General features: G+C 28.7%; 13 protein-coding genes and 1 other annotated feature. Of the genes, 1 reads left to right on the forward strand and 12 read right to left on the reverse strand.

Annotation, left to right across the window (positions count from 1 at the left end; genetic code table 11):
- Positions 1-62 precede the first annotated feature (62 nt).
- On the reverse strand, positions 63-953 hold the full coding sequence (locus tag NG904_RS02800) for a DUF368 domain-containing protein (protein WP_252229637.1): 891 nt from the start codon (positions 951-953) through the stop codon (positions 63-65).
- Between the two features lie 158 nt (positions 954-1,111).
- Complete coding sequence (locus NG904_RS02805) at positions 1,112-1,270, reverse strand: hypothetical protein (RefSeq protein WP_192875381.1); 159 nt, start codon at positions 1,268-1,270, stop codon at positions 1,112-1,114.
- A gap of 296 nt (positions 1,271-1,566) precedes the next feature.
- Here NG904_RS02805 and NG904_RS02810 point away from each other — a divergent pair, with 296 nt between their 5' ends.
- Positions 1,567-2,412 (forward strand): DegV family protein, encoded by an 846-nt coding sequence (locus NG904_RS02810; protein ID WP_252229640.1) that lies wholly within the window; start codon positions 1,567-1,569, stop codon positions 2,410-2,412.
- A gap of 165 nt (positions 2,413-2,577) precedes the next feature.
- Here NG904_RS02810 and deoD read toward each other — a convergent pair whose 3' ends face one another.
- From deoD to pulA, 10 genes are all read right to left on the reverse strand, one after another.
- Positions 2,578-3,288 (reverse strand): purine-nucleoside phosphorylase, encoded by a 711-nt coding sequence (gene deoD, locus NG904_RS02815; protein ID WP_252213999.1) that lies wholly within the window; start codon positions 3,286-3,288, stop codon positions 2,578-2,580.
- Positions 3,289-3,371: 83 nt separating this feature from the next.
- Positions 3,372-3,779, reverse strand: a complete 408-nt coding sequence (locus NG904_RS02820) for a cytidine deaminase (protein ID WP_252214000.1) — start codon at positions 3,777-3,779, stop codon at positions 3,372-3,374.
- 198 nt (positions 3,780-3,977) lie between these two features.
- The gene (locus NG904_RS02825) at positions 3,978-4,931 is read right to left on the reverse strand and encodes an ABC transporter permease (RefSeq protein ID WP_252229642.1); all 954 of its coding nucleotides are present in this window, start codon (positions 4,929-4,931) and stop codon (positions 3,978-3,980) included.
- 1 nt (position 4,932) lies between these two features.
- A complete protein-coding gene (locus NG904_RS02830) occupies positions 4,933-6,087 on the reverse strand; it encodes an ABC transporter permease (protein WP_252214004.1) in 1,155 nt (384 codons plus the stop codon).
- Entirely contained in the window at positions 6,084-7,607 is a 1,524-nt protein-coding gene (locus tag NG904_RS02835; RefSeq protein ID WP_252229645.1) for an ABC transporter ATP-binding protein, read from the reverse strand. The genes NG904_RS02830 and NG904_RS02835 overlap by 4 nt, the downstream gene beginning before the upstream one ends.
- 250 nt (positions 7,608-7,857) lie before the next feature.
- Positions 7,858-8,964, reverse strand: coding sequence for a BMP family lipoprotein (locus tag NG904_RS02840; protein WP_252229647.1), 1,107 nt, complete (start codon positions 8,962-8,964; stop codon positions 7,858-7,860).
- A gap of 161 nt (positions 8,965-9,125) precedes the next feature.
- Positions 9,126-10,145: a LacI family DNA-binding transcriptional regulator gene (locus NG904_RS02845; protein ID WP_252229649.1), complete on the reverse strand. Its 1,020-nt coding sequence runs from the start codon at positions 10,143-10,145 to the stop codon at positions 9,126-9,128.
- A gap of 569 nt (positions 10,146-10,714) precedes the next feature.
- Positions 10,715-11,884, reverse strand: a complete 1,170-nt coding sequence (locus NG904_RS02850) for an aminotransferase class I/II-fold pyridoxal phosphate-dependent enzyme (protein ID WP_252214012.1) — start codon at positions 11,882-11,884, stop codon at positions 10,715-10,717.
- Positions 11,881-12,360: an Lrp/AsnC family transcriptional regulator gene (locus NG904_RS02855; RefSeq protein WP_252214014.1), complete on the reverse strand. Its 480-nt coding sequence runs from the start codon at positions 12,358-12,360 to the stop codon at positions 11,881-11,883. Before NG904_RS02855 ends, NG904_RS02850 begins: the two co-directional genes overlap by 4 nt.
- A 76-nt stretch (positions 12,361-12,436) precedes the next feature.
- Positions 12,437-12,690, reverse strand: a binding site (T-box leader).
- A 104-nt stretch (positions 12,691-12,794) separates the two neighbouring features.
- Positions 12,795-14,753, reverse strand: coding sequence for a type I pullulanase (pulA, locus tag NG904_RS02860; RefSeq protein WP_252229651.1), 1,959 nt, complete (start codon positions 14,751-14,753; stop codon positions 12,795-12,797).
- Positions 14,754-14,943 lie beyond the last annotated feature (190 nt).

The raw sequence follows: 14,943 nt of genomic DNA on the forward strand, positions 1-14,943 counted from the left end.
TTTTATACTTTAAAAGTAAAAAAAATCATTTCGAACAATCAAAATGATTTTTTATCTAAATACTAATTTTTATTTTCAAGATAGTCTTTTAATTTTTGAAGTAATAATATTATTCCGCCACCTATTACAAAGAACATTATATTAAACGTATGTAAATCCATAGGTGGTTTAGGAACTTCTAATGATGTTGGTCCCATAAATACTGCATATATTGATCCAATCATAAGTCCTAAAATTAAGTATATTGTTTGTGATCTATAATTACTTAATAAATACTTTACACCCTTTATAGTTATAAGAATTCCAAAAAGAACTCCAAAACCAAATACAAAGCATACAAGTAAATAATCAAAGTTAAGTTTTAATACCTCTTTTACCGCATTCATTATTGGTGCATACAATCCGAAAATCAAAAGTAAAGTTGAACCAGATATTCCTGGAAGAACCATAGCTGAAATAGCCACCATAGCTACTATGAAAATATATATTCCAAGACCTAATGTTAATCTATCTAATGACATACCAGCTGCACTTTCTGAACCTGCAACAGGATTAAAATAAGATATCAATACAACTATAAATACGCCTACTATAGAAAAGAATATATTTTTATATCTATTTATAATAGAACTTTTTTCTTCCTTTATAATTATAGGTATTGCAAATATTATAAAACCAATAAATAACGAACTTATTTTATAGATTTCTTTATCAAAAATTGATGTTAAAAATAATACAGAAGATACAAATCCCACAATCCATCCTATCCCTAATTTGAATAAAAATTTAGCTGCTTCTATTTTCTCTTCTTTTTTTCCTGAAATAACATTACTTAATGAGTTAATGAATTTATCATAAAATCCTAAAATAAATGCTATAGTCCCTCCAGATACTCCAGGAACACTATCTGCAAGTGCCATGCAGAATCCTCTTATAAAGTTTATTATATACATTTTCCAATCTCCTTGCTTTTTATTTCATTGTTTTACAATTATACTATACTATAATCTCAGCTTATTTTTAATGTTTTTAACTTATTTTTAATAATTATGTCTTAAAATAAAAACAACTGTCTAAAATAGAATTCTTTCTATTTTAGACAGTTAAATTTTTAGTATTTTATAGGATTAGTTTTTTTATTGCCTGTTTTTGCTTTACCTTGAATTTCTGGTACTGGCTCAACATCATTTTTTTTATAATGTTGTTTATGATTACTTTCAGTTCCATGAGCATCATTTGGATCAGGTCTTCTCATTCCTGCTTTTGCCATAAATTTAACCCTCCTAAATATATATAATGTTTCTCTATTTTAGTATTGTTTAAAAAATATAGACTATACATTTAATCTTAAATTAAGTCTTAATATATAAAATTTATCTGTCATTTAAAATGTAAATTAAATAAATATAAGTAATATTTTTCATTGGAATATATTTGCCAAAATATTAACATTAAAAATCATTGTAGTACGCTAAAAGCTATGATATAGTTTAATTACATAAAAAATTTAATTCATATAAATTAAGGAAAAATTTTGTATATTTATATACTAAGGAGGAAAAATTTTTGCAAAAAATTGCCTTAATAACAGATAGTAGTTGTGACTTAAATCAAAGTACTTTAGATAACTTCAATATTAAGTTACTTCCATTTAGAATAATTTTCAATGATAACGAATACTTAGATAGAATAACAATATCCTCAAAAGAATTATTTACCCTTTTAAAAACAGAAATTCCTACTACATCTCTACCAGACATAGAATATAGTAGTCAAATATTTGAAAACTTAATTGCTGAAAACTATACTCATGTAATTATTATTACAGTTTCAGCTAATTCTTCAGGATGTTTTAATAGTATAAGATTATTAAGTGAGCATTATCCTAAAATTAAATCTTACATATTTGACTCAAAAACAATAGGTTATCCAGTTGGAGCTATTGCAACACAAGTTGGAAAATTAATTAATGATAATTGTACCTTTGAAGATATTCTTTCTAATCTTGAAGATATTAGGAATAAAACTCATGGTTTTGTAACATTTCCTTCTTTGAAATATTTAAGAGCAGGTGGAAGAATAGGACGAGTATCTGGTGCTATTGCTGAAACTTTAAATTTAAAACCAATAATTTCTTCTGATGAAGATGGTTTTTTATACCCTTATGCAAAAGCTAGAGGAAGAAAACAATCTTTAACTAAATTAAAGCAAATACTTATGTCATATCTTGACAACGGTAAATGTAGAGTTTGGATTTTGAATGGAGATGCTGATGAAGAAGCTAATGAATTTTTAAGCAATGTACAAGATCATGAAAATATAACAGAAATATCTTTAGAGACTATCGGAGCTTGTACAGGTGTACATACTGGACCTGGTTCTATAGGCGTTTGTGTTTACGAGGAATATTAACATAAAATTTTGAGGTTTATAAAATTCTATATTTATTTATAAAGTAAAAGAGAGCTTTTGGAATTCCAAAAGCTCTCTTTTATAAATTTATTTATTTTATTTAACTATTTTTATTTTTATCAAATAAAATTATAATTCAATTGCTTCTTATTTATAATTTAAGTATTATTCTAATCCAACTATAGTATCTAATGCAACTTCAATCATATTTGTAAATGTTGTTTGTCTCTCTTCTGCAGTAGTTACTTCACCTGTTATAAAGTGATCACTTACTGTAAGTAATGCTAATGCATTAACATTATATTTAGCTGCAATAGTATATAATGCTGCTGCTTCCATTTCAACTCCTAAACAACCAAAGTCAGCCCATTTCTTCCAATCTTCATTATCATCACCATAGAATATATCAGAACTATATATAGGGCCCACCTTAGGTTCAAATCCTTTTTGCACAGCTAAATCATAAGCTGGTTTTAATAAGTCAAAACTTGCAGTTGGTGCATATGTTCTGCCTTGGAATCTTACTAAATTAAGATTTGAGTCTGTACATGCTGACATTGCAATTACAAGATCTCTAACCTTAACCTTTTCATGATATCCACCACAAGTTCCAACTCTTATAAGATTTTTAACTCCATAACTTTGAATTAATTCATTAACATAGATTGATATTGATGGTATTCCCATACCTGTTCCTTGAACTGAAACTCTTTTTCCTTTATAAGTCCCTGTAAATCCGTACATTCCTCTAACTTCATTATAGCAAACTACATCTTCTAAAAAATTTTCAGCTATAAACTTAGCTCTTAAAGGATCTCCTGGTAATAATATGCTTTCTGCTATTGCACCTTCTGGTGCATTTATATGAATACTCATTTTGTTACCTCCACATAATCTAATTTTTGAAATTCATTCTAAATATATGCAATTTTTTATATCCTAAAATATCTTTTAAGTTATTATTTGTTATTTTTATCTAAATCTGCTTTTGTAAATGCACCTGGTAAAATTTCAGCCATATCTGTTACAATATAATCTTCTTCACTTTTAGCAAGTATTACTTTTACTTCAGGGCCTCCAAATTCACTTATAACTTGACGGCAAATTCCACATGGATAAGTATTTTCTTGTAAACTTCCTACTATTGCAATTGCAGTAACCTTAGTTTCACCTTCTGCTACACCAGTGAAAATTGCTGTTCTTTCTGCACAGTTAGTTGCACCAAAGGAAGCGTTTTCAATATTACAACCACCATATACTTTTCCACTATCAAATAATACAGCGGCACCAACTTTAAAATTAGAATATGGTGAATATGCCTTTTCTCTATATTTTAATGCTATTTTTATAAGTTCTTTATTTTCCATTCTTCATGTCCCCTTTATTCTAAATTTATATAACTATAGGATTCCAAACATTTGACTTTATTATGTTTTTTATAATACCATATATCAAAGTAAATACGGTACCGATTCCCTAGCATCTAAGAATATATTCTTTGATTAGATAAGCTAATATATTATTTTTAATAATATATTAGCTTATCCTTTAAAAATTATTTTTTATTATCTTTTACCAGAATCAAATGGTTCCCCAGATGCTTTTGGTGCTTGTGAAGATTTTGAGAATAATACTAATGCAATTAATGTAACTACATATGGGAATACTTTTAGTATTACTGATGGTATAGATGCTAATGCTGGAATTACTTGTGATACATTAGCAACTGTAGTTGCAAATCCAAAGAATAATGTAGCTCCAAGAATACCTAATGGCTTCCATTGACCAAATATCAATGCTGCCAATGCTAAGAATCCAAGTCCTGCAACACTTCCATTAAATTCACCTGAGTATGTTACAAGTATTATTGCTCCTCCAAGAGATGATAATGCGCCTGAAACTAATACTCCAATATAACGCATACGATAAACGTTAATTCCCGCTGCATCTGCTGCTTGAGGATGTTCTCCACATGCTCTTAATCTTAAACCAAAGCTAGTTTTATATATTAAGAATATGCTTACTACAAGTATTAATAAAACTAACCATGTAGTAATATATGTTTTCTTAAAAAACAAATCTCCGATTATTGGTATTGATGAAAGAACTGGAACATCCATTGGATAAAATCCTGTTTGAATTCTTATACGTCCACTACCTGCAATAGTTCTTGCTAAGAATATAGTTAATGCTCCTGCTATCATATTAATTGCAGTACCACTAATTACTTGGTCTGCATTTAAATTTATACTAGCAAATGCATGTAATAGTGAAAATAACATCCCAACTACCACTGCTACAAGTAAACCGATCCAAAGAGGAAGAGTACTATTTGGCATTGATTCTTGTAACTTAAATATTGTTAATGCTCCTGAAAATGAACCTATAATCATAAATCCATCAAGTCCAATATTTACAACTCCACTTCTTTCACAATATAATGCACCTAGTGAAGTGATTAATAGAGGAATTGTATACGCAATAGCATAAGGAAAAACTTGTTGTATTATTCCCCACATATTACTTCTCCTCCTTGTTATTTATTTCTTCAGTATCATCTGAAGATTTATTATTTTCATCATTAGGCAATATTCCTGTTCCTGTATTGCCTGCCTTTTGTTCATTTTTTAATTCCTTTTTACGTTTAAATTTATTGTATACCATAGGTACAACTGCACTTGTAGCTGCAAAATATATAATAGTTGCTATTATAGTATCTGCAATTTCAGGTGGAATACTTGTATTGGCATTCATAAATCCTTTACCTGAATATAATAATCCAAAGAATATTGCTGATATAAATACACCTATAGGATTGTTGGCACCTAGTAATGATACTGCGATACCATCAAAACCTTGAGTTGGCATTACACCAATTTGTATATTAGATGCATTTCCTACATATTGAGCTACACCTGCAAGACCTGAAAGTGCACCTGCTATCATCATAGAATAAATTACATTTTTATTTACTGACATACCTGCATATTCTGCAGCATCTCTATTAAAACCTACAGCCTTTAATTCATAACCTAAAACTGTCTTTGTTAATATAAATCCAACTATAATAACTGCTAAAATTGCAATAAATATACCTAGATTAATGTAAGAGCCTTCAAATAATTTAGTAAGTACTGGTGTCTTTAATGATGCTACTTCTGGAAGTAACCTTGATTCTGTTTCTAAAGTTTCACCTTTAAAGTAAGCTGGAATTGTATAGTAAACTATCCAATAACAAGCCCAGTTCATCATAATAGTAGATACAACTTCATTTACATTAAATTTAGCTTTTAATAATCCTGGTATGAATGCCCAAAGTGCACCTGCAACCGCTCCCACAATTATCATAACTAATAGTAATATCGATCTTGGCATGCTGTTATAGCATGTTAATCCTATTGCTGTAGCAGCAAATCCACCAAATAACATTTGGCCAGGAGTTCCAATATTGAAAAGACCTGTTTTAAATGCAAATGCAACTGAAAGTCCTGTAAGTACTAATGGTGTAGCTGTCGCTAGAGTATTACCAATTCTCTCTATGTTCATTAATCCGCCTCTAAATAGATATGAATATCCATCTACAGGATTATCTCCAATAAGAGCCATTAATATTGCACCTGCAATCAATCCTAAAACAACTGCAAGTATAGAATTTAAACTCTCTTTTTTACTCACGCTTCACTCCCCCTTTGAATACCAGCCATCATTAAGCCAACTTCATTTTCATTTGTTTCTGAAGCATTAACAGTACCTATTAATTCACCGCTATTAATGATTGCAATTCTGTCTGATAGATTCAAGACTTCACTTAATTCTAAAGATATAAGTAAAACAGCTTTTCCTTCATCTCTTTGTTCTACAAGTCTTTTGTGAATATATTCTATAGAACCTACATCTAGACCTCTAGTAGGTTGAACTGCTATTAATAAATCTGGATCCAATTCAATTTCACGACCAATTATAGCTTTTTGTTGATTACCACCTGACATTGTCCTAGCAAAAGATGCTCCACCTTCTCCTGATCTAACATCAAATTCTTCAATAATTTTTTCAGCATAATTGTGTATAGCTTCTCTGTTTAATAATCCATGTTTAGAAAATGGTTCTCTACCATATATCTCAAGTACAATATTATCTTCAATAGTGTAATCTAAAACTAGTCCTCTTTTTTGTCTATCTTCTGGAATATGTGCTATTCCGCTATCAATACGTTTACGTATTGACATATCAGTAATATCCTTACCTTCAAAATATATTTTTCCAGATTGTACATGTCTCATTCCAGTAATGGCTTCAATTAATTCAGATTGTCCATTACCCTCTACACCAGCAACTCCAAGAATTTCTCCCGCTTTAACTTCAATTGAAAAGTTTTTAAGACCAAGTACCTTTTTATTATTCATTACAGAAAGGTTATCAACTTTTAAAATTACCTCTCCTGGTTCTTTATCTTCTTTTTCAACCTTAAAGCTTACTGGTCTTCCAACCATCATTTCTGCCATCTTTGATTGAGATGTTTCTTTTACATTAACTGTTCCTATATATTTTCCACGTCTAATAACAGTACAATTATCTGCAACTGCTTTAATTTCTTTAAGCTTATGAGTTATGATAATGATAGATTTTCCTTCTTTTATAAGGTTTTTCATAATCTTCATAAGTTCATCTATTTCTTGTGGTGTAAGTACAGCTGTTGGTTCATCTAGAATTAATACTTCAGCATTTCTGTAAAGCATTTTTAAGATTTCAACTCTTTGTTGCATACCTACTGTTATATCCTCTATTTTGGCATATGGATCAACATTTAATGAGTACTTTTCAGATAGTTCTTTAATCTTTTTAGCAGCACTTTTAACATCAACTGTTAAACCCTTTTTAGGTTCGCATCCTAAAATTATATTCTCAGTTACTGTAAAATTGTGTACTAATTTAAAATGTTGATGCACCATTCCTATTCCTAAATCATTTGCAACATTTGGATTAGATATTTTAACTTCTTTTCCTCTTACCTTTATAACTCCTCTTTCTGGTTGATACATACCAAAAAGAACTGACATTAATGTAGATTTACCCGCACCGTTTTCACCAAGTAATGCATGAATTTCACCTTTTTTTAGTCTTACGGTAATATTATCATTTGCAACTATACCTGGGAATTCCTTACGAATATTTAGCATTTCAACTACATATTCCATAGTAGAGTCCTCCTTTTTTAGATTAGCAATTTCTAATTGCCAATTGATAATATACAATACTTCAGGTCTATCTATTGTACATTGTCAATTATCAATATATAGAAATCAAAATTTATTATTGTTCTAGAAAATTAGTTTATTATTATTTCTTATATAGTATTTAACAATGAAGAAAACTTATTATATTATTTAATAAAAGTTTTCTTCAATTGTTATTACTTGAAATAATATTTATTTAATAAAACAGATATTATTTTACTAAGTTTCCTTGTTCACCTGCAACTGTTATTGTTCCATCTTTAACTTTTTCATTTACTTCAGCAACTGTTTTCATTGTTGCTTCTGATAAATTAGGATTCTTTGCTGGAATACCTACTGCATCTTTTGTAACATCAAATGTTAAAGTTTGACCACCTGGGAAAGTACCTTCTTTAACTGCTTTTACCATATCAAAACTTGCAGCTTCTACTTTTTTAACTGCTGAAGTAAGAATTACTGATTTACCATCTGCATATACACCATCATCAAATTGATCTCTGTCAACACCAACTACCCATACTTGACTACCTGATCCGATTCTAGTCTTAGCTTCTGTTATAACTCCATTACCAACTCCACCAGCTGCGCAGAATATAGCTTTTACTCCTCTGTCATACATTTGAGCTGCTAATTGTTGTCCTGCTGCTGTATCATTGAATGTACCTTGATATATTATATTGTCTGCTTTTAATGACATTTTAGTTCCTAAATTTTCATTAGCATAAGCAACACCTTGTTGGAATCCCCAATTGAATTTTTGTACTGCTGGTATTTCCATACCACCTATAAATCCTAGGTCTCCTTCTTTTAATTCAACAGATGTAGCAACACCTGCTAAAAATCCGGCTTGGTGTTCAGCAAATAAAATAGAAACACTGTTTTCATCTACTTTATATTCTGGAGTTTTTCCACCACTATTTGGAGTACCGTCAATTAAAACAAATTTTGCATCTTTATATTTTTCTTGTGATTTATATATAGCAGTTTCAAATTTAAATCCTGGTGTAGCTATTAATCTAAATCCAGCATCATAAAGGTTTCCAATTTCCTTCATATAATCTGCTTCAGTTTCTCCATTTGGTTTTAAGTATTTAGGTTGTGCAATTCCAAGGTCTTTTTCAGCCTTTAGTATTCCTTCCCAAGTACCTTGGTTAAATGACTTATCATCTATTGTTCCTGAGTCTGTAACCATACCTACTTTAATTTGCTCTCCACCCTTTTTTGAATCACTAGTTCCTGTGCTAGATCCTCCACAACCAGCAAACATTGATACTGTTATTGCAGAAATAGCTAATAATGATAATAATTTCTTTTTCATTGCTTTTCCTCCTACTATTTTTAATAATATATTTCAAGTTACAAACTATAATGAAATTTATAACTTAAATTCAAATTAATTTAGTATATTATGTAGAATTAACTTTATATAATATTTATTCTCTATACTAATTTTCACAATTAACATATATACTATTCATTTCAATATATCTTTTTTTCTGAACCATTACATATTATTTTAGGAGCCATTATTGTTCTCCTTACAGATTTATTATTTTTATCATTTATTATTTCCCAAAGCATATCCATAGAACTCTTTCCAAGTTTTATTGGTGAATCCTCTATATATGTAACTTGCAATCCTACTATATCTAAAAAATCAACTCTATTAATTCCTACAATAGATATGTCCTCTGGTGTTTTCTTTTTTGAATCTATAAGTGCTTTTATTGCTCCCATAGTCATCATATTGCTACAAATAACTAATGCTGTTGGTTTATCTTCTATTTTTAATATATTATTAGTTAATTTATAAGCTATTTCCGCTTTGAAGTCTGCATTGAAAATATATTTATCCATGATATCAATATTATTTTCATTAAGTGCTTTTTTATATCCAGAAAGCATGTCCATAGTTGCATCAGAATCTATATTCCCTGTTATTATTCCTATTTTTTCATGTCCTTCTTTTATTAATAAATTAGTTGCATCTAATCCACATTTTACGTTGTCCACAAAAACACCACTTAAATTACTATGTTTTATATCTGCTGATACCAAAACAACTGGTATATTTAACTGTTCTATTAAAGTAGTATATTTAGTTTTAAAATTACCATCTCCAAAAGCAGGTGTCATTATTATTCCTTTTATTCTTTGGGCCTTTGCAGATTTTAAAGCCTTTAATTCCTTTTCCAAAGAATTATCTGTATTAAATAAAACTATATTTAAATTTTTCTCTTCTGCAACTTCACTTATTCCCTTTATTATTTCTCCAAAATAATTATTAGTTATGTCTGGAACAATAATTCCAATTGTATTTGTTTCACTTTTGGAAAGACTTCTAGCAATAGCACTTGGAGTATAATTCATTTCTTTTATAACATTTAAAACTTTTTGTCTAGTCTCTTCTTTTACATAACCTGAATTGTTCAATACTCTTGAAACTGTTGTAGATGATACATCTGCTATTTTAGCAATATCATTTATCGTGGCCCCCATATGAATCCTCCCTTAATGTTCTCACACAACTACTTAAACTATTTTGCCTTATTTGTAAACGATTAATTTAAAACATTAGAAAATTAAAAAGGTTTTATTAATTTTCTCACCATGTTACCGGTTACATAACTATCATATTATATTACATTAGCAATGTCAATATTAGGATAACCTTTTTATTGTTAAAACATTATAAAAACGAATATTTTTTAAATCGATTAATATTTTATGTAGTTAATTCTATCAATTTTATATTTTTTCATATAATTTCCATATAATTCTATAATATTTATTTTTTACAAATACTTTTTCATATGAAATCCTTTTTAAATTTTATTCAGAATTTATGTCTTTTTAATTTTATACTTTAACAAAAATAAAAATAAATAATGAATTTCAACAAATTTTAAAATTATTTTTCACTTATATATTCTCTCTACTTAATAATATTATTAAGTTAATGGTATTATTATAGTTTTTTAAAATAAAGTGTATCAAATTGAATTTTTATTCATCATGATACACTTTAAAAACTTATAATTTAATTTGACTTTGTTTTTAAATAATATTTATTTATTTATTTTATTAATAAATCTTTCTATTCTTTTAAGTGCTTCCATTATATTGTCCATAGATGATGCATAACAAGCTCTAATAAATCCTTCACCACAATCTCCAAATGCATTTCCTGGAACAGTAAGTACTTTTTCATTTATAAGAAGCTGTTCACAAAATTCATCAGATGTCATTCCCGTGGATTTTATAGATGGAAATACATAAAATGCTCCTAGTGGTTCGAAACAATCTAATCCCATTTTTCTGAATCCGTCAACCAGCACTCTTCTTCGTCTATTATACTCTCTTACCATGGTTTGCACGCTTTTATCACCTTTTTTCATGGCTTCTATTGCTGCATATTGTGCTGTTGTTGGAGAACACATTATAGCATATTGGTGTATTTTTTTCATTTCTTCTATTAGTATTGGATGTCCACATAAGTATCCTAATCTCCAACCAGTCATAGCATAAGCTTTTGAAAAACCATTTATTACCAATGTCTTTTCTCTCATTTCAGGAAAAGATGCTATAGAAACATGCTCTTTATCGTAGCAAAGTTCTGCATATATTTCATCTGATATAACAATTACATCTTTATCTTTTAAAACTTCTACTATTTTAGCTAATTCATCTCTAGTCATAATTGCACCAGTTGGATTATTAGGAAACGGTATTATTACAACTTTAGTTTTTGGAGTTATTGCTTCTTCTAAAAGTTCTGGAGTAAGCTTAAATTCATCTTCTGCCCTAAGATTTATGACTTTAGGTGTTGCTCCTGTAAAAGTTGTACATCCCTTATATGCAACAAAACTTGGTTCTGGTATTATAACCTCATCTCCAGGTCCAACTAATGCCCTAAGAGCTATGTCTATTCCTTCACTTCCCCCTACTGTTACTATTATCTCATCAGTTGGATTATAGCTAAGATTAAATCTTCTATATAAATACTTAGATATTTCATGTCTAAGTTCTATAAATCCAGCATTTGATGAATAATGAGTATGCCCTTTTTCCAATGAATAAATTCCAGCTTCTCTAACATTCCAAGGAGTAACAAAATCAGGTTCACCAACTCCTAAAGATATAACACCTTCCATTTCATTAATCATGTCAAAATATTTTCTTATTCCTGATGGTGGCATTTCTCTTACGTTTTTCTTAATCATATTCTCTATAATCATATAAAAATTGCCTCCCTATCATCAATTTTCTTTTCTTTAAATATTGTTCCATGGTCTTTATATTTTCTTAAAACAAAGTGTGTGCTAGTGCTTAATACGTATTGTTGCACAGCAAGTTTTTCCGATACAAAAAGAGCTACTTCTTTCATGCTCTTTCCTTCTACTATAACTGTTAAATCAAATCCTCCAGACATTAAATAACATGCTGTAACTTCTGGAAATTTATATATTCTTTCTGCTACTTTATCAAAACCTGCTCCTCTTTGAGGCGTTATTTTAACTTCAATTAATGCTGTTACAGTTTCTTTTCCTGTATTTTCCCAATTAATCAAAGTAGTATATCTTGCTATAATACTTTTGTCTTCATAATCTTTAATTGCTGCTTTAACCTCATCAACGCTTTTTCCAGACATAGTTGCTATTTGTTCATCAGTATAACGACTATTTTTTTCTAATATTTCTAGTATTTCTTCCATATAAAATGCCTCCTTAAAATTAATAACTATCAGATAAGGTATTTAATTGTAATAAAAAAATCCTTCATCCCCAAAAACAAGGGACGAAAGATTGATTACGCGGTACCACCCTAATAAGCATAAAATGCTCACTCTATAGAAATATTTTCATAAATACTTCAACCTTTATAACGTAAGGAACACGTCATTATCTAATTAAGAATAGTAATTCTTATTTTTCAATATGAAATTCAAAGGCTGCTTCTATAAAGTTCACTTACTAGATTTCCACCAAATCTCTAGTTCTCTGAAAAGCTTACTAAATATACTCTTCCTTATCACAATTTTTAACATATCATTTTAATATATTATAAACATATATTGATTTAAATTCAATAGTATATCTTGTTATTTTTATTAATTTGTTAACACAATTCATTTTTATAGTTGTTTTTTTAATCTTTTTTTACTAATACATAACAACTTAATTTAGACACTTTTACTACATTATTTTCTATATATGTCAGTTCATCTATTCCAGCTTTATCTTCATTTACAATAACATACCATCCATTTTTATTCAATTTAATTTCGACTGAATTTGGATTTGCATTATATATTACACAAACTTCCGTCCAATTAGTTTGCAAATAACTTAAATTTATATAAAATGCAACTATTCTATCATTATCAAAATTTATCTTTTTCTCTAAAAATCTTAAGTTTTCTCTTATCTCATTGCTAGTATCCATTCTAAATCCTTTGCAAAATTTTCTAAGCCTAATTAATCCTTTATAATAATCTACAACATCTTTATATTCTACAGTTCTATTCCATTGTAATTCATTTACACTATCAGGTGAATTATAACTATTGCCATTTAAACTTCCATCCTTATTTTTCTTAGTTCTTAAAAATTCTTCTCCTGCTTGAAAAAATGGAATACCTTGAGAAGTTAAAATTATAGCCGCAGACAATTTATTCATGGCTTTTAAATCTTCTTTTGAAAAATTATTATTAGACATACATATCTTATCCCATAATGTATAATTATCATGCGCAGACGCATATGTTACTGTTTGATACGGTTCATTTGCCCATGGAAATTTACTATATTTTAAACTTTCATAATTTATTTGATTATGCTTTGTAGAGGCTACTACTCCAAATTTAATAGTCTCTTCTAAAATTCCTGCACCACTTATAAAACCTTTTGAATGAGAATCAAAGACATTTCCTTTTATTCCATCTCTAATATCATCACTAAATGCTGCTATATTCATGTCTCCAAATTTACTAATATTAAACTTAATACATTTATCCCATTCTGGTAAAGGAGATGCACCACCTGTCCAACCTTCACCATACATAAGTATGGATTTATCTATTTTATCCAAACTTCTTCTTATATCTTTCATAATTTCTATATCATATAATCCCATTAAGTCAAATCTAAAACCATCTATATGATACTCACTTGCCCAATAAATCAAAGAATCAATTATAAATTTTTTAACCATCTTTTTTTCTGTTGCTAATTCATTTCCGCATCCAGACCCATTAGAAAACCACCCATCATTATTTTGTCTATAGTAATAACTAGGGGCTATGCAATTTAAATTAGAACTATATGTTGAATGTGTGTGGTTATATACAACATCCATAATCACTCTTATACCATGTTCATGTAAAGTTTTAATCATATTCTTAAATTCTATTATTCGTTTTTCCCCATTAAAAGGGTCTAAAGAATATGATCCTTCTGGTACATTGAAATTTTTAGGATCATATCCCCAATTATAATTTTCAGAACTAACATTGGATTCATCTACTGTTGCATAATCAAATACTGGCATTAAATGAACATGTGTTATTCCGAGCTCTTTTATATACTCTAAACATGTAGGGTAATTGGTTCCTGGAATCTTAGTTTCCTTCTCATAAACCCCATTATACTTTCCTCTAAATTTATCATTAACACCTGATGTTTTACTTATTGAAAAATCTCTTACATGTATTTCATATATAATAGCATCTGTTGCATTTGTAAATTTTGGCTTGATATCTTCATCCCAATCTTTAGGATTAGTAGACTCTAAATCAATTACCATTCCCCTATTTCCATTTACATTTACTGCTTTAGCATATGGATCTACAACTTCTATTTCATTTTGTTCATTATTAACCAAATAATTATAGTAAACTCCATTAAAATCTCCTAAAAGTTCTAAACTCCATATTCCTTCTTCTCTTTTTTTCATATCAAAAACTTCATTTTTTTCTTTATAATATAATATTACTCTTACACTTTTTGAAACTGGAGCCCATAATATAAACGTTGTTTTTTCTTTTGAATAAATTGCCCCTAATTTGCCACAATAGTTTTCATGTTCATATAATATAGATTGCATCATAATTTTTAGCACCTCTAATACTTTTTATATACGCTCTGTTTTAAATGCGTGTTGATATATGCAATAGGTAAAGTGGCATTGTAATTGGACTTTGAGAATAGTTAAGTGAGAGTCAAAATTTTATATTTTGTTTCTCGAACTTACTCAGCGCAGTCGAGTTTCCTTTTTATATTCATATTTACTGCTTGTC

Origin of the sequence: Clostridium sp. ZBS15, assembly GCF_023845705.1 — a bacterium.
In the GTDB taxonomy this organism is placed as follows: Bacteria; Bacillota; Clostridia; order Clostridiales; family Clostridiaceae; genus Clostridium; species Clostridium aquiflavi.